This is a genomic window from Candidatus Nitrohelix vancouverensis, assembly GCA_015698305.1.
Classification (GTDB): domain Bacteria; phylum Nitrospinota; class Nitrospinia; order Nitrospinales; family VA-1; genus Nitrohelix; species Nitrohelix vancouverensis.
This window is the reverse complement of sequence record CP048620.1, coordinates 108,229-124,547: the sequence shown is the minus strand read 5'-3', so window position 1 is coordinate 124,547 and position 16,319 is coordinate 108,229. Positions and strand designations below refer to the sequence as shown.

Annotated in this window: 18 protein-coding genes and 1 riboswitch; of the genes, 8 read left to right on the top strand and 10 right to left on the bottom strand. The window is 53.9% G+C overall.

Going from position 1 to position 16,319, the window contains the following annotated elements; genetic code table 11:
* Window positions 1–65: 65 nt before the first annotated feature.
* Window positions 66–168, bottom strand: a riboswitch (TPP riboswitch).
* 199 nt (window positions 169–367) lie between these two features.
* The 5 genes from G3M78_00605 (at window position 368) to G3M78_00585 (ending at window position 4,678) form a co-directional block, all read left to right on the top strand.
* Entirely contained in the window at window positions 368–1,393 is a 1,026-nt protein-coding gene (locus G3M78_00605; GenBank protein QPJ63986.1) for a tetratricopeptide repeat protein, read from the top strand.
* Between the two features lie 150 nt (window positions 1,394–1,543).
* Window positions 1,544–2,524: a terpene cyclase/mutase family protein gene (locus G3M78_00600; GenBank protein ID QPJ63985.1), complete on the top strand. Its 981-nt coding sequence runs from the start codon at window positions 1,544–1,546 to the stop codon at window positions 2,522–2,524.
* Between the two features lie 17 nt (window positions 2,525–2,541).
* Window positions 2,542–3,285 (top strand): NTP transferase domain-containing protein, encoded by a 744-nt coding sequence (locus G3M78_00595; GenBank protein QPJ66718.1) that lies wholly within the window; start codon window positions 2,542–2,544, stop codon window positions 3,283–3,285.
* Between the two features lie 341 nt (window positions 3,286–3,626).
* Window positions 3,627–3,917 (top strand): hypothetical protein, encoded by a 291-nt coding sequence (locus G3M78_00590; GenBank protein ID QPJ63984.1) that lies wholly within the window; start codon window positions 3,627–3,629, stop codon window positions 3,915–3,917.
* Between the two features lie 59 nt (window positions 3,918–3,976).
* On the top strand, window positions 3,977–4,678 hold the full coding sequence (locus tag G3M78_00585; GenBank protein QPJ63983.1) for an HAD-IA family hydrolase: 702 nt from the start codon (window positions 3,977–3,979) through the stop codon (window positions 4,676–4,678).
* Window positions 4,679–4,682: 4 nt separating this feature from the next.
* Here G3M78_00585 and msrP read toward each other — a convergent pair whose 3' ends face one another.
* From msrP to priA, 4 genes are read right to left on the bottom strand one after another with little or no spacing between them, the layout of a single operon-like run.
* Complete coding sequence (gene msrP, locus G3M78_00580) at window positions 4,683–5,651, bottom strand: protein-methionine-sulfoxide reductase catalytic subunit MsrP (GenBank protein QPJ63982.1); 969 nt, start codon at window positions 5,649–5,651, stop codon at window positions 4,683–4,685.
* Window position 5,652: 1 nt separating this feature from the next.
* Window positions 5,653–5,976 (bottom strand): divalent-cation tolerance protein CutA, encoded by a 324-nt coding sequence (locus tag G3M78_00575; GenBank protein ID QPJ63981.1) that lies wholly within the window; start codon window positions 5,974–5,976, stop codon window positions 5,653–5,655.
* 13 nt (window positions 5,977–5,989) lie between these two features.
* Entirely contained in the window at window positions 5,990–6,577 is a 588-nt protein-coding gene (locus G3M78_00570; protein QPJ63980.1) for a DedA family protein, read from the bottom strand.
* Between the two features lie 43 nt (window positions 6,578–6,620).
* Window positions 6,621–9,092: a primosomal protein N' gene (priA, locus tag G3M78_00565; GenBank protein ID QPJ63979.1), complete on the bottom strand. Its 2,472-nt coding sequence runs from the start codon at window positions 9,090–9,092 to the stop codon at window positions 6,621–6,623.
* Window positions 9,093–9,279: 187 nt separating this feature from the next.
* On the opposite strand from priA, the gene G3M78_00560 reads away from it, so the two are divergent.
* A complete protein-coding gene (locus G3M78_00560) occupies window positions 9,280–9,462 on the top strand; it encodes a hypothetical protein (GenBank protein ID QPJ63978.1) in 183 nt (60 codons plus the stop codon).
* A gap of 125 nt (window positions 9,463–9,587) precedes the next feature.
* On the opposite strand, the gene G3M78_00555 is transcribed toward G3M78_00560, so the two are convergent.
* The 5 genes from G3M78_00555 to maf all read right to left on the bottom strand — a co-directional run bounded on the left by G3M78_00555 (window position 9,588) and on the right by maf (window position 13,712).
* Entirely contained in the window at window positions 9,588–10,598 is a 1,011-nt protein-coding gene (locus tag G3M78_00555; protein ID QPJ63977.1) for a hypothetical protein, read from the bottom strand.
* Between the two features lie 112 nt (window positions 10,599–10,710).
* The gene (locus G3M78_00550; GenBank protein QPJ66717.1) at window positions 10,711–11,877 is read right to left on the bottom strand and encodes an MFS transporter; all 1,167 of its coding nucleotides are present in this window, start codon (window positions 11,875–11,877) and stop codon (window positions 10,711–10,713) included.
* An 80-nt stretch (window positions 11,878–11,957) separates the two neighbouring features.
* Entirely contained in the window at window positions 11,958–12,740 is a 783-nt protein-coding gene (locus G3M78_00545) for a formylglycine-generating enzyme family protein (protein QPJ63976.1), read from the bottom strand.
* Entirely contained in the window at window positions 12,737–12,943 is a 207-nt protein-coding gene (locus G3M78_00540; GenBank protein ID QPJ63975.1) for a hypothetical protein, read from the bottom strand. Before G3M78_00540 ends, G3M78_00545 begins: the two co-directional genes overlap by 4 nt.
* A 184-nt stretch (window positions 12,944–13,127) precedes the next feature.
* Window positions 13,128–13,712: a septum formation protein Maf gene (gene maf, locus G3M78_00535; GenBank protein QPJ63974.1), complete on the bottom strand. Its 585-nt coding sequence runs from the start codon at window positions 13,710–13,712 to the stop codon at window positions 13,128–13,130.
* Window positions 13,713–13,921: 209 nt separating this feature from the next.
* Between maf and G3M78_00530 the strand changes: the two genes are divergently transcribed.
* Window positions 13,922–14,317, top strand: coding sequence for a hypothetical protein (locus G3M78_00530; GenBank protein ID QPJ63973.1), 396 nt, complete (start codon window positions 13,922–13,924; stop codon window positions 14,315–14,317).
* A gap of 13 nt (window positions 14,318–14,330) precedes the next feature.
* Here the strand turns inward: G3M78_00530 and G3M78_00525 are convergent, their stop codons facing one another.
* Complete coding sequence (locus G3M78_00525) at window positions 14,331–14,612, bottom strand: hypothetical protein (GenBank protein QPJ63972.1); 282 nt, start codon at window positions 14,610–14,612, stop codon at window positions 14,331–14,333.
* A 123-nt stretch (window positions 14,613–14,735) separates the two neighbouring features.
* Here G3M78_00525 and G3M78_00520 point away from each other — a divergent pair, with 123 nt between their 5' ends.
* Window positions 14,736–16,241 (top strand): polysaccharide biosynthesis protein, encoded by a 1,506-nt coding sequence (locus G3M78_00520; GenBank protein QPJ63971.1) that lies wholly within the window; start codon window positions 14,736–14,738, stop codon window positions 16,239–16,241.
* The last annotated feature ends 78 nt before the right edge of the window (window positions 16,242–16,319 follow it).

Genomic DNA, 16,319 nt, shown 5'->3' with positions numbered 1-16,319 from the left:
CTGTGATTTCCTGTTCAAATGAAAAAAGCCGCAGACCTGTGACAGGTATGCAGCTTCAAGTGGAGCGTTCAACAAAATCACTTTCCTTCGCTGGCATTATCCAGATCAGGTGCTAGGGGTTATCCATTGCTGGACTCTCAGTTTAAAAAAACGCCCCCAGTGAAGTTGCTTGTTCAGATTACTTTAAAAATGTCTCAAGTCAAGAGATATTGACGAAAATTCAAATTAAGGTATATTGAAAGCTATGAAGCTCAACTATTTAAAAGTTTTCACCCCTGCATTCCGTTTCTTTTCCCCGCTGATTTTTACGCTGTTTTTTGCGTGCGCAAACCTTCCGGGCAATCTCCTTGATACGCCGCCGGAGCAATTGTCCGCTACTGACCAGGAGTTGTATTCTCAAGCGCTTCAGTTGCAGGGCGCAGGGCATATTCTGGAAGCGATTAAATTCTGGAACGAATTTCTGAAGAACAATCCGCGCTCTTTTGAAGCGCGTAATAACCTGGGCCTGGCTTATTACGCCAACGACCAGATTCCCCAGGCGATCTCAGAATTCGAGACCGCGTTGAGTATTGAGCCGAACGATGGGGTCGTCAAAAACAATCTGCGCAATGCCTTGCAATTTCAGGCCACGCTGGATGCGGACAATCACGAGTACGACGAGGCGATCAATAAACTGAACCGGGCGACGGAATTGTCCAACGCGAAAGACAAGGAAAAACTGGGCTTTCAGATTGAAATGTTGCAGGACCAGATTTTCATGGAAGCGAAAAACGTCAATACCCTGGAAGCTTACGAAGATTTTCTGGAGCGATTCCCGGACAGCCCGGGCAATTCCGACGAAGCCCGCGCTAAAATCAAGGAATTGAAAGCGGAGTCCGGGGCGCCCGCGATGCCCGATCCGCTGACGGCCGCGGACCCTGTTTCTTCGGAGCCTGTGATGGAGACAATGCCTGAACAATTAACGGCAGTCGATCCCGCTATGCCAGATATGATGGCGGAGGAAATTCCTGCATTGTCAGACCTGATGGCGGCGGAGGAACCAGAACTTACAGAACCTGAACCCGTGATGGAGCCGGAGCCGATCCCCGCGATGCCGGACGCGATGGCGGCATCGGAGCCTGCGCCTGCGGCGCCCGTTGTGCCCGAGCCTATGACCTCGCCGGGGCCTGCGCCCGCTCCCGTCATCGAAAAACAGAAGTGGGTCGTCGTTACCACGAAGTCCAGTCCCTTGCTCATTCGCGACCGTCCCTCGCGCGAAGGAAAAATTCTGAGCAAAGCGCCCAAAGGTTCCAAGTACCCTCATGTCAAAGAGGAAAAAGAATGGTTCCAAATTGAGTATGGCAAAAATAAAAAGGGCTGGGTATCCCGAAAATTTTCCAAAGTCATGGAATAATTCCCCGCTAACGCTCTCTCTTGTTTAATCCTCTTGGATTTGTCGTTGACGCCGCTTTTTCATACGTACTATAATCTCCTTTTTGTAAATCTGTTAATCAGACGATCCCCTCATTTTCTCCAGAAAATTTAATTAACTATAAGGGCAACCATGACAAGCATCGCGACCAGTATTGACCCGCAGGAACTCGATCGCATGATCCAGCACGAATGGAATTATGTGGACTCAAAGAAAAATGAATGGAGCCTGTTGCAAGGCCCTCAAGACATGGAAGTGTTGGAACATATATTGCGTTGTATCCTGCACCTGAACCTGACGAAGGAACGCGGCGACGATTTCCGCGAATGCGTCAAGGTGCAAAATCCTGACGGTGGTTGGTCGAAGCAGTCGCATGATAATAAAACTTCGATGTGGATCACAACCTTTGTCGGGCTGAAACTGTGCAGAGGCAATCAGATTTTGCGGGATCCGAATATAGCGGCGGCGGTGGACCGGGCGATGGAATACGTGCTGACAACGCAGGAAGAAGACGGTCACTGGGCGGACCCGGAATGGTCGCATCTCGACACCACGTGCTCCGTCACGGTGTTCCAGACCATTTATCAGGTCATGCTGGACAGGCAGGACGACGAGCGCATCAATAATGCGCGGCTTCGGGGTTTTGAATACATCGCCAACTGGCAGAGAGATTCGGGCATCTGGAAAGACGAGACCTTCCACCCTGCCGGGATCGAGACGACGGGACATTTGATGCAGTACACGCTGGTGCCCGCTTATTTCATGGATAAAATATCCTTTGCCGGTAAAATGTGTCTGGAGGCGGCGGAGAGCCTGGTTGTTGAACAGGCGGCGAACGGTTCCTGGGACAGCGAGAATATGGATCACACGATGGATGCGTGTCGTTGTCTGATGCTGGTATCCGACACATTTAAAGAAAAAGAGAAATACGCTCCGGTGATCGAAAAAGGCGTTCGCTGGTTGATCGACAATAAGAATAAAGAAGGCTGGGGCGATTTCATTGACGAACCCAGCAATGTCGAGCGAACCGGCGACGGACTGGACACGCTGTTGAAGTTCAAACGATTTTGCACGGATGAACCGATGGCGGCCTTCTGGGCCTTTTGTAAATAATCGGCATGGCCAGTTCCATGCAAGCGGTGATTTTATTGGCGGGTTATGGTTCCCGCCTGGGGCGAGATGATCTGGCGCACAAAAGCTTTCTACCCTTCGGCAATGAAACGCTTCTGTCCCGCCACCTGAAAAGTTTGCAGGCCCTGGGCGTTGCGAAGGCTGTGCTGGTTCTGGGGCATAACCACGACGCAGTCAGGGATTACGCGCTCGGTCTGAATCTGGATTTGCCTCTCGAATTCATCGACAACAAAGTGTATCGCACCACTGGCAATACGCTGTCGCTGGTATTGGGATTGAAGCGCACCGATCAGGATGTGGTGATTCTGGACGGAGACGTATACTATCCGCAAGAGACTTTCCTTGATTATGTTGAGCGGTCTCATGCCAACTCGTTTGCCGTCGTCTCAGCGGACATCAATGACGCCGAATGCGCCAAGGTTCTTCTGAAAGACAACGGCGTGATATCCGCATTCATCACCAAGCGCTTGCTGACGGAACAGGAGAAAACGGATTACAAATTTGGCGGCGAGGCGATTGGTTTTTTCAAGCTGAATCGCGAGGCGGCGTCGCGCTTCACCGAAATGTATTACGCAAATGAAGCGGCCTATGAAAAGACGCTGTGGGAAATTCCCTTCTCTGATTTTGCCCAGTCTAACGAAATTCATTTCTGGGCGATCGATCAGCCCGGTTGTTTCGAGATCGACACCGCCGAAGATTATCAGGAAGCGCTCGACTGGAGCCAGGCCCACCCGGGCGTTTGATATTTTCTAATCCTCCCTATCCATCCCGCTTACCCTCACCCCGCAAGGTTTTCGCGGATGCTTGTTCGCGTAGCTCGCGCTCTGTCTTCCCGGTATGATTTTTTTACCATTGTTCAAACTTTATGTTCGTATCCCTTCCAAGCGTTGCTCTGGCCTGATGTCCTCGAATGATTCTTTGAAATTTTAATCCGCGGGTTTTCAGTGTCTTGTGCTATTCGCGCGATCCGGGGTGATAGAACGGCGCCGGAATTGCTTTTCTCTATTGGTTCCCTGGCGGGAACCGCTTTCAGCAAGGTGTATGAAATCGTTGAATCGGAAGTGATTACTCAAGGAGTTATGTAATGGAAACGACGGCAAGCTTAGCGCAATTATATTCAGACGCGTCTTCTGTGATGCCTCTGGGTCAACTGACGATTTTGATGGGCGTCAGCTTTTTTTGCCTGATCCAGGGACGCTACAAATTAGGATTTCTGATGTCCTATTTCTTCATATTTTATTGGACCATTATCATGAACCGCGGATTCTGGATGGAATTGTTCGGCGGTCATTATGCGGGAATGTTTTTTATACTCATCGTCGGCGTGTCGGCGGCGATGGCGGGCGTGATCGGATTATTCCAGCAAGGGCGCTAGTCGCTCGAATCGATTTGTGAAGACGCTTCATCTTAACTCCAATGTTTACGGGAGGAATTATGAAGAGTCTTTACGAATATCAGGCGGTATTTTTTGACGTGGGCGGCACCTTGCTCAAGGTGACTCCATCCGTCGGCGCGGTCTACGCCAAGTATGCGCGGTCTTTCGGCTACGAGGGGCCGGTGGAACCCTTGAACGATCAGTTTCGCAAGGAATGGAAACGCATGGGCGGTATCGAGTCCTTGGGTTCCAATTCCGGCGATGCGGCAGAACGCGAATTCTGGAGCGTTCTGGTGCGCAAGGTGTTCGACGAGTTTGGCGGCGTGAAGAATTTCGACGAGTACTTTGAAATTATTTTCGAAGCCTTCAAAAAGAAAGACTACTGGCATATCTTCGACGATGTGCTCGCATCCAACATCCTTCCCGATTTAAAGGCGCGGGGCGTCGCTCTCGGCGTCATCTCCAACTGGGATTCCCGATTGACGGCGACGCTGGAAAACGTCGGGCTGGCTTCCTATTTTGATTTCATTCTGCCCTCGGCGGTGGTGGGTTCCGCCAAGCCCGATTCAATGATCTTCGCGGAAGCCCTGCGCTTGAGCGGCGCCGCGCCGGAGAACGCCTGTCATATCGGCGACGAGGTGCGCACCGATGTGGAGGGCGCGCGCAGAGCGGGTCTGGCGTCGATACTCATCGACCGCAACAACCGCTTTTCAGATGGATACGACAGGAAAATAACTTCGTTTCTGGAATTGCAGTCCTGAAGCGTCAGGTATATAGCCCCGCTACATATTTCTGATAGCCGTTATAAAGCTGGGTGGGGAAAATCTCGCCCGTGCCGATCATCTTCTCGCTGGCCTGCGACCAGCGCGGATGAGGAACGTCTGGGTCGACGTTGGCGCTGAAATTATACTCCAGCCCCTGCAGGGTCGACCAGAAGGTCGGCGGTCGAAAATCGATCACTTCAATCCGAACAATCGACTTGGCGCTCTTATAACCGTACTTCCAGGGCGCCAGCAATCGCAGGGGCGCGCCGTGTTGTTTGGGCAAGGGCTTGCCGTAAACCCCAGTGGCGAGAAAGCTGAGTTCGTTCATCGCTTCCGGCAGAGTCAAACCTTCGGCGTAAGGCCAGGGGCGCCAGAACATGCGCTGGCCTGAGGCGACAACCGGATTGTAAAAGGACAGGAAGCGGACATGCGTCGCGCTGGATTTCGGCTCGGCCCGACGCAACAATTCGTTCAAGGGGAAGCCCGTCCATGGAACAGCCATCGCCCAGGCCTCGACGCATCGCAAACGGTACAAGCGCTCTTCAAGCGGAAATTGTTTCAGTAAATCGTCGAGGTCGTAGATCTGTGGCTTGTTGACGAGTCCGCTGATCTCCAGCGTCCAGGGCCGCGTCTCCAGCTTCGCGGCGTTGAATTGAATCTCGCCCTTGTCTTCTCCAAATTCAAAAAAATTATTATAGCTACCGGCAATTTTCGGCTCGGTGATCGGGCGATCGAGCGCATAACCGCTATTGCGCGTGGCGGGATAGAGCCTTTGTTCCAGCGCCGTCATCGAAGGCTCCGGCGCTTGCATCATGGGTGAATCGGATGAACAGCCCGACAAGGTTCCGAGCGCGGCGCCCGCCGCCCACAGACTGCCCTGCATGAAGGCGCGGCGGTTCATGAACACGGATTCCGGCGTGATCCGGCTGGAGCGAAGTTCCCAGTCCCTGTTTGCGCGCCGGAGTTTCATGTCAGCCTTTCCCGGTCCAGTCGTCGACGCATTTCAGGTAACTTTCGAGTCCGGCGGCGATGGGAATGGCGACGATTTCCGGGACGTCGTAACTATGAGCGTCGAGGACCCAGGCCTTCAAGTTGTCGAAGGCGTCGGCGCGCGTTTTGGCGATGAGCAACAGCTCTTCGTCGGTGCAGACCTTGCCCTCCCAGAAGTAGGTGGACTGGATCGACGGGACCGTGTTGACGCAGTAGGCCAGTTTGTTTTCCACCAGTCCGCGGCTGATTTTCTGCGCTTCTTCGCTGGAACCGGCGGTCATGAAAACGATCACATGTTCGCTCATCGCTGGGCGCCTCCTAGAGCACAAATTTTAAAAGATAAAAGCCGAGAAATAAAAGCACAAAAAACACGATGCTGAAAATATTGAAATATTTTTCGATCAACGCTCGTATCGCAGGGCCAAATTTGTAGAGTAGGTAGGCCACGAGAAAGAAGCGCGCGGATCGACTGAACGCCGACGCCAGAACAAAGATCGGGAAATTGATTTCGAAGGCGCCCGCGGCGATGGTGAATACTTTGTAGGGAAGCGGCGTGAAGCCCGCCGCCGCAACCGCCCAGGCCTCGTATTGTTGGAACAGTCCGGCGATCTTGTCGAATTTTTCCTGAAAATGATAAAACTGTACGATCTGGTTGCCGATCAATTCCATGAACGAAAAACCGATCAGGTAGCCGAACATGCCGCCCAGCACCGAGGCGACGGAGCAGACCAACGCATAACGCACCCAGCCGGACGGAACCGCCGCAACCATCGCGATCAGAAGCACGTCGGGCGGAATCGGGAAGAAAGACGATTCAACAAATGAAATAACGGCGAGAGCGGGCAGGGCGTAGGGCGTGGACGACCAACGCAATACCCAGTCGTATAAATTTCTTAATGGCTTCATGAAACCTCGTTGAATGAATTCAAGTGAACGTCTTCCGTCGCGATTAGAGGAGGTTGATGGGATCGACGTCGATGGATAACTTACTGCCGGATTGAACGGCTTTTTTCAGGTCGCGTTGTTCCTGCGCATAACGCAAAAACCGCTGGAGCGTTTGCGACGTCGCGGCGCGAATCAACAAACGCCAGCGGTATTTCATGCTGATTTTATACAGAACCGCAGGCGCCGGGCCGAGCAGATCGACGTCGGAAAAAGAGGTCAAGGCTCCCTTCAACAGATTGCGCAAGCGCCGCGCAGTTTCGGCTCCGCGTTGTTCATTGGCATCTTCGATTTCCAGAGATACCGTGCGAACGAAGGGAGGGTAACGCAGTTTTTTGCGCAGATCGAGTTCTTTTTCCGCGTAGGCGTCGAAGTCCTGGTTCTGGATGCAGGGGAATACGAAATGATCGGGGCTGTTGGTCTGCACAATGACCTTGCCGGGAATATCGCCGCGTCCGGCGCGCCCGGCGACCTGCGTGACCAGTTGAAAGGTGCGCTCGCAAGAGCGGAAATCCGGGACGTTCAGGGAAAGGTCGGCAAGCGTCACGCCGACGAGGGTGACGTTGGGGAAGTCGTGACCCTTGGCGATCATCTGCGTTCCAATGAGGATGTCGATCTCCTGCGCGTTCAGTTTGTCGCGCATGGTTTCAAATACAGAGGCGTTCTTCGCCGTGTCGCGGTCGAGTCGGAACACGCGAGCGCCGGGGAACAGGCGTCGCGTTTCAGCTTCGAGTTTTTGCGTGCCGAAGCCCTGAAATTTGATGATCTCTCCCTTGCAGTCCGGGCAGGAGCGCGGGATGCGCGCGAAGCCGTTGCAGTAATGACAGCGCATCTTGTTGTCTTCGCTGTGAAAGGTCATCGAGACCGAGCAACGGGAGCAATCGAAGACGTATCCGCATTCCTTGCAGAAGACGTAATTCGCGGCGCCGCGACGGTTGAGAAACAGGAAGGTTTGTTCGCCGTTGTCCAGCCGGTCGCGGATGGCGTTTTTCAGAGCGATGGAGAAAATGGAGTAATTCCTGCGCTCTTCTTTCTCCTGGCGCATGTCGACGATCTGAATCCAGGGCATGGGGCGGTTGTTCACGCGCTGTGTCAACACCAGACGCTGGTATTTTCCGGTCACCGCGTTCTTATGCGATTCCAGCGATGGCGTCGCCGTGCCGAGAATGACGACGGCGCCCTGATTCTTTGCGCGCATCAAGGCGACGTCGCGAGCGTGATAGCGCGGCGTCGAATCCTGTTTGTAGGAGCCGTCGTGCTCTTCGTCGATGACGATGACGCCGATATTGGTCAGGGGCGCAAACACGGAAGAACGCGCGCCAAGCGCGATGGACACCTGCCCGGTTTGAATTTTATTCCACTCGTCGAATTTCTCCTGCCGCGACAGACCGCTGTGCAGGATGGCGATGCGGTTGCCGAATCTCAGGCGGAAACGTTCTGCGGTTTGCGGGGTGAGGGAAATTTCCGGCACCATCATGATTGCGGTTTTGCCATCTTCGAGCGCCCGCTGAATGCATCGAAGATAAATCTCGGTCTTTCCGCTCCCGGTGACGCCTTGTATGAGAAAGCTCTGAAACGCTCCCTTGTCGATAGCGGCCAGAAGGGGTTTGCAGGCGGTTTCCTGCTCCGGCGTTAATTTCGGAGGGGTTTCCTTGCGCGGTGATTCGTCGAGGAAATCCCAGGGCGAAGCCTTGCGCACCTTGCGCGTTTCAGTGACGGCGAGTTCTTTATCCTTCAATTGACGAAGCGGCGCGGCGTATCCGGGGTCGATCTGTTTCAGTTCGGTCAGGCTGTATTCGCGTTGACTGAGCAAGCGGTGCAGGCCCAGCTGTCGGGGACTGCGCTTCAACGCGGTTTCCGTCGCTTCGGGAGACGGGCCGGGCAGGGCGCGAACAAATTTTTCATTGTGATAGTCGACGGATTTGCGGGTTATTTTTGATTGCGCGCGAATCCATTCCCGTGATTTGAATTTATTCAGCGCGCGCGCGTTGAAGTTTGCGCCGAGGCGGCGCTGGAGTTGTTTGCGGGAACTGCCCGGTCGCTCACGCAGGACTTCCAGCAATGCGCGGTCGGAATCGCTGGAGGCAGAACTTTGGAACGCCTCCATTCCCGTTTCTGTCAGAGAAAATATGTCTTCTCCCGCTTCATCCAACCCGGCTGGAATTGCCGCGGCGATGGCTTCTCCCCATGCGCACTGGTAATAATCCGCCAGCCATCGAGTCAGATCGAGCATGGATTCGGAAAGCGCCGGGATGTTGTCGGGGAGGTCTTCGAGGGGTTTGACTTCAAACCCAGAATCGCATTGGTATTTGACGGCGACGATGAAGCCGGTGATCCTGCGCGCGCCGAAGGGAGCGAGCGCCCGCATCCCCGGAAGCGCCCGATCTTTCAATCCTACAGGAACGGAATAGGTGAAAGGAGAGGGCAGGGGCAGATTGAATGCGACTTCAACGAAAATTTTGTCTGAATTGCCGGTCATGATCGTTTGGAAAGCGGCAGAGGCGCCTGTTTCTCAGGGCTATGTGCGGGTTTGCGACGCAGATCGTTGGAAAAGAAAGCATTGACTCCAGGGCGGTTTTCCACTAGTCTACTCCTTTTCTATTAGCCCGAAATACAGTGGCAACCGGGAAGGCGACGCTTTCCCTGCGTTCATTTGAGAGGAAACGATGAAAGTTGGAGACAAGGTAAAATTTGACTTTGCTGGCAAAAAGAAGGAAGGCGTCGTATACAAGGCATTTGAAAATACGATCTATCTGAAAGTGGATTTTGACCGTGATAAGGGAAAAATCGTTAAACGCAAACTGGCGGAACTGGGCGGCAAAGGGAAAAAAGACAAGAAAAAGAAGTGATCTGTGGGTCGGATGATCCGGCCCCATTCCCCTTCATTTTGAGCCGTCCAGACTTCGGGGCATTCACCCGGGTTTCCCGGCGGCGATTCCCGATTGAAACGCCGCGAGCGTTTTCCCTCCCCTTCCTAGAAGTAAACTTGTATATCCGCCTTTTTCTTCAATGATTCCAGGTAGCCCTGCATGGCCTGATTCGTTTTGCTTTGCTTGATCGAGGCCATGATGGATTCCCGGACTTCCTCAAGCGATTGATCCGCGCCTTCTTTAGCATCCGTCACCTTCAGCAGATGGAAGCCGTGGGCGGTCTTGAAGATATCGCTGACCTCTCCCACTTTCATATCGAATGCGCGGCTGGAAAAAGGCGCAAACATTTGCTTGCGGTTGAAATAGCCCAGGTCGCCGCCTTTGCTCGCCAGACTGTCATTCGAAAAGCGTTTTGTTAGGTCTGCGAAGTCGGAGCCATTTTTGATTTGTTCCTGTATGGACTGCATCTTTTTAAGCGCGCTGGCTTCGCCTGCAGAGCCGGAATTTTTAGGGATACGAATCAACAGAACGCTGGCGCGCCGTTGCGGTTGCGTGGTGAAGCGGCTTTTATTCGTCTCGTAATAGTTTTTGATTTCTTCATCGCTCACCTTGATGCGCGGTTCCACTTCCTTGCCAATCACCTTCTCCAGAATCAGATCGTCTCGCAACTGAGCGGCGTATTGTTTCAGGGTGATGCCTTCGCTCGCCAGGGTGTGACCAAAGACGGTGTCCGATTCAAATTGAGATTTGATCTCGTCGATACGCGCCGAAACCTGATCGTGGCTGACTTCAATGCCAAGCTCCGTTCCTTTTTGCAGGAGCAGAGTGCGGTCGATTTCGTCGTTGATCAATTTTTTGGTCGCCGTTTTTTCCTGATCGGGCGTCAGCGGCATGCCGCGTTGTTTATATTTAGCGATCGCCTTTTTCAGTTGCTGGGCGATGGTTTCCCGGGTGATGTTGGTCTCGTTGACCTTGGCGACAACTTCAGGAATGGATATGGTCGGTCCCTCTTCATGCTTGTGACCGGAATGCGCAAAAACGGAACCGCTGGTGAAGGCGACGCTCAGGGCAAGAATTGAAATAGTCAGAGGTTTTACATTAGGGATCAAGTTCATGGGACCTCTCTCAAAATAGCTATATGGCTTATAATTGAACGCTTTGAATTCATTCTAAACTATAGGGGAACCCCTCGCCCTGTCAACCGATTTGTTATTTCTGAGAGGGGCGTCAGGATGGCGTCGAAGTGGGTTTGAATTCGCGGATCAAACTCCGGTACAAAACAATGCTTCCGAGCGCAAGAATCATCAGAGAGAACACCGCGGCGCGGTATTTCATTTCCGGGTAAGCGCTGAGAAGCCAGACAATGCCGCCCCACAACAAGGGCCCGAGTATCGACGCCATTTTTCCGGCCATTCCATAAAAACCAAACAGCTCGCATAATTTTTCCGGCGGCGCCCATTGGATCAACAAGGCCCGGCTCACGGTCCAGATGCCGCCCATGCCGATTCCCGCCAACGGTCCGACGCACCAGAACACCGCTTGCGTTGGGCTGGCGACAGCGAGCGCGAGCGCCGCCACCCAGATCCAGAGCACCAGCGCGTAGACGGTTTCCGGGCCTTTTCGCTGACAGAGCCAGCCGATCAGGAGCGACCCCAGCATCGCGGCGACGGTCGACGTGATGAGAAAGGTATTGATTTGCGCGTCGGAAAATCCCATGACCTTGTTCGCGTAAACCGACATGAAGGCGATGATGGTGTTGACCACGTCGAGGATCAAAAAATGCACCATGAGAAATTTGAAGACGAGCCGGTAATTGCGAATCTCGAGCCAGGTTTTTTTCAGAGTGATGAACGCTTCTTTGAAGGACGTCCCTTGCGGCGCGGCGTTTGCGGGACGCGGCGGGTCGCTGACGAATAGGAAACAGGGAATGGCAAACGCAAGAAACAGCACGGCGGTCACCAGAAAGGCGGCGGGACGTCCGCCGACTTCGACAAAGGGACGCACCGCGAGCAGGCCGACGATGGCGCCGAGATAGCCGAGGGAAACGCCGTAGCCGGAGATCTTGCCGACGTTGGCGCCGCGCGCCACCCAGGGAAGCATGCCGTCGTAAAACACCAGCGCGGCGTGGTAGCAGTAATTGGCGCAGATGAAGGCGAGCAGGCCGAGCCATAGATTGTCCGTCATCCCGATCAGCGCGGTGCCTGCGACCGATAGCAGGGTGAAGGCGATCAGCGGGGCGCGGCGTTTGCCGCTCCGGTCGGACATCGCGCCGAACAGCGGAGCGCTGACCGCGACTGCCAGCATGGAAAGGGACAAGGCCGCGCCGTATAAAATATCGGCGCCGTTTCGATCCACGGTCACCCACAGGGCAAAATACAGCGAGATCACGTTCATGGAAAAGATGGTGTTCGCGAAGTCGTAAAGCGACCACGCAAACACCCTGCCTTTGCCGGGAGGGGATTCGCCGGGGGCTGTCACCTGATGGGGATCACGGTTCTGAAACCGTAGATTTCATTTTGAGTGTCGGGATGATTGCGCGCGCGCCGGATGATCTGGACGCCGTCGATGGAGTTGGCCCAGGAACCGCCGCGCAGGGATTTCATCAGCGTGGGCTGGATCGGGCCTTCGGGATCGAATTCAGGACTGTTGCGGTAGTATTGCGGATCGTACCAGTCGAGGCACCATTCCCAGACATTGCCCGCCATATTGTAGACGCCGTAAGGGCTGACTCCCGTCTGGTAATAATCGACGGGCGCGGTGAAACGGAACTGGTCTGTTTCACCAAAAATATTGACGAAGTAAAACGCGAAGCCCTTGTCCCATTTTTTGCCCCAGGGATATTCCCGGTCGTCGCTTCCGCGCGCGGCTTTTTCCCATTCCGCTTCGGTGGGCAGTCGACCGCCTCGCCATTGGGCATAGGCCATGGCGTCGTGCCAGCTCACGCCAACGACCGGTTGGTCGGGGGCGTTGAATCGTTCATCGTCCCAATACTTCGGGGTCTGGCGTCCGGTTGCCTGTATGAACTGGCGATACTTGGCGTTGCTGACTTCGTAGCGGTCGATGAAAAAAGCCGAGGTCGATACGAAATGCATGGGGCGCGCGTCTTTCGGGCCGGAAGAATCGCCGATTTGCGCGTAGCCTGCAGGGATGTAAACCATGCCCTGCGGCGCCGGGGGCGCGGTTTCTGCTGAACCGTTGCCGGTGAAAATGAAGGAGCTGAGTAATCCGAAGAGCAGGAGTTGGAAAACGCGAATCATTCGAGGCTGAAAAATGAAATATGCGTCACGATGTCGTTGCGAGTTTCTACAGGAAGGTCTTCCGCAATATTTTCTATGTTGATCCATTTATAATGTCCGTTCCAGCAATGCAGGGTCGCAACCGTATTGCCGTAAGAGTCCATGGTGGACTCCAGGAAAATGGGCGCTTCGCATTTCTGGCAAAAACCGTGAATCTTTATCATGGATCGATCTTTCCTGTAATTGGGGAATCATAGCGAAACCCTTTGATACTCCGTCGCATTGAGGGACGTTGTCGATGGTTCATTGTAGAAGCGTTTTCAGGGATTCCGCAAGCAATTTTTAAAAAATCAAGAGCTATGAAAATCCCATTTCGGCCTGTTTGTCAAGGTTTTTTAAGGGAGACCGTTAGGGAGCGGGGAACTTTGCAAGCTCTAACAAGCGGCGAACGCTGTCGAGCGGCAGGCCGACGATGTTGTCGTACGAGCCTTCATGACGCTGGACCAGCGCGGCTCCCTCGCCTTGAATGGCGTAGGCGCCCGCCTTGTCGAGAGGCTCTCCCGTTGCGACGTATTTTTCAATTGCGTCGGCGCTCAAGGGTTTGATGTGAACATGAGAAACCGTCGCGGAGCTGAAGACCTGTTCATTGTGAACGATGGCAACGCCGGTGATGACGCGATGCGCCTGACCGCTCAGTGAGCGCAGAATTTCCATTGCGTGGGCGGCGTCGTTGGGTTTTCCGATGATCTCCTCGCCGAGAACGACCAGCGTGTCGGCGCCCAGCACCCAGCGGTCCGGGTAGTGCGCGGCGACAAATTGCGCCTTGAGTTCCGCCAGATGCGATGCGTTTTCTTCGGCGTTGCGCGTCGGGTCGATGATCTCTTCCGCATGACTCGGCACGATATCGAAATCGGGCGTGATTGCGCGTAGCAATTCTTTTCTGCGCGGCGATTGGGAAGCGAGAATCAGGGGAGCGGTCGTGTCGATCGGCATGGAAATCGCGGGTGTATGATTAAATAAAAGGTATCAAGTCGGGATAATCTAGCATACTGTGTTCCCGGAAGGAATCAACGGAGCCATTTTCTTTCTCTGGAAATCCGCTGGGGAAATCATCTATGATACGTTTTTAATAGTGACCGGTTGAACGGCGGAGCGCTCTGGATTTCCGCCGGTTGTCGACGCAACGTTGGAGTGATTAAATTATGGCGAGTTCTCGCAAAGTTCAAATACGACATATCGTCGTAGCAAAAGAAGATGTGGCCAATCTTTTAAAGGAAACCATCGAGGCGGTCAGCGGCGAAGTGCCGCGAGTTAAAATGCTGATGCGTCTCGCTGAAAAATACAGCCTGTGCAAGTCGAAGGACGAGGGCGGCAATCTGGGCTGGCTGGACCTCAACTGGGAAGATTTTTCGCCCGGCAGTTTTTCATCGCCGTCGCAGGAATACTTCACCTTCGATAACCATGAGTTTGAAGCGCATTTGCGCGCCGAGGGCAAGCGGCAGGCGCTCAATAAAGGCGTTGTTTACGGCCCCGTAGAGACGCCGCAGGGTCGGCATATCTTCATGATCGCCCAGGAAAATATCACCCACCGCTTATGATCGGTCGCCGGGATCACGGCTCGAATTGTTTGCGACGCCGGACGATTTGTGAGCTTCCGCACTGGACCACCAAACGCAATTCGAAGGGATAGGTTCGGCACACGTTGACGAATTTTTCGATGGCGGTGTCTTTCGCGTCGGTTTCATCTTCAGCGTCGCAGGCCATTTCCCACATGCCGTCGATGGTGGGGATCGCCTCAAAACCGTGTTCTCCCAGCCGATCTGTGATTTCGCTTCGGGCCGCGTCGGCGATATCGTTGAACTGGGTGGCTATCAGGACGTTAAATGTCGGCATGGGCGATGTCTCCTTTCGATGTTAAGATTGTCGGGTTGAATACCGACGAATACTATAGCGCCGACCCGTAAAAAACCCAAACCTTGTGCCAGCGCTGTTATTAATCCAACGAGCCGAGACCCCTTGACCGCGCCTCCCTTCAACCGCTTCTTATCCAACCTGCCCTGGACCACGCTGGGGAAAGTCGTTGTTCACCTGCAGTTGTTTGCGCTTTCCATCCTTCTCACGAGATACCTGGGCAAAGAACTGTTGGGAATCTACGCGACCTTGCTGGCGGTCCCGGTCTTTGCGCGATTGCTGAACACGCTGGGTCTGGAATCCGCCCTGCATAAGAAATTACCCGAATTGAATGTGCAGGATCCCGAAGGTTCTCTCGGGCGATGGCTGGTCGCTTGCCTGCTGGGGGTTCGCTTTCTGTCGACGGGGCTGGCTTGCATCCTGCTTTATTTCCTGATCCCTGCTTATTTTGAAAGCATCGGTCAACCTCAACTGGTCGAACATCGCGTCGCTCTGCTGTTTTATTTTTCCGCGATCACGATTGACTCCCTGTTGAGTTCCCTGTTCATGACGCAATTGCGTTACAAACTCATCGCATCGGTAGAATCGGGATGCGCGTTTTTGAATTTATGCCTGGCGGCTGTTTTCATCGCTCTCGATTATGGCGTGGCGGGGGTGATATGGGCCTATGTCATTTCTGTCAGCGTCAACGTTTTGCTTTACCTGTTCTGGAGCCGAGATTCCTGGGCGGCTCCGCGCAAGCGTCCGCCGCTGGATGAGACGGCGCGATTGTCCTGGAGTTCCTATTGGGTGGGCCTGTTGGGTTTTGGATTGATGACGCAGGCGGATGTGGTTTTGATGAACGTTTTTCGCATCGACCCGGCAAGCGTGGGCTTGTATCATCTGGTCACGGGATTCACCGGTATGCTGGCTTTTTTGCTTGCGGGCGTTTCGCCGATGGCCTTTGCTCTTTTTTCGGAAAGCCACGCCAGGGATTCGCGCGAGGGATTGTCGAATCTGTTTCGCGAAATCATGGGCATCGCCTGTTTTCTGACGGCGCCGTTTTACGCCTTTGTGATTTTCAATGCGGAAGCAATATTGCGTTTCATTTACGGCGAGGCGTTCGCCGAAGCGGGGGGAATGCTGGTTTTGTTCGCATCGCTGGCGGGCTTGCAGACGCTTCTTGGACTCAATTTCACTTACTCCATGTTGTTTACTTTGCAACAAAGAGGGGTCGCCTTGAGTTCGACCATCGAAGCGAGCGTTCTGAATCTTGCCCTGAATTTTCTTCTGATCCCGGCCTATGGTGCGACCGGGGCGATTGCAGGCACCGGGATTTCCATGGTTTACGTCGTTGCCCGTCATTTATACGCTTTGAGCAAATTACTGGATATTCGCGCAACGATCGCCGACGTGCTGACGCGCGGCGGCTGGTGTCTGCTGGCGGCCCTGCCTGGCGCCGTCTTATACCGCGCGGGCATTGACGCGGTGATTTTGAGCGGCGTCGTTTATCTGCTATCATTTTTTGGGATTCTTCTGTGGCTCCGTCCGATTTCTCTGGATGGGGCAAAACGACTCGAAACCCTGTTCCCCGGTTGCGGTCGTTATATTCAACGCTTTGTTAAAAATTAAACAGTGTGTCTGTGGGGCGCCGAGCTTGCGGCGTCTGTTCAATCAACGATTGCTGGATCTAACAATTTTCCCTTTTCT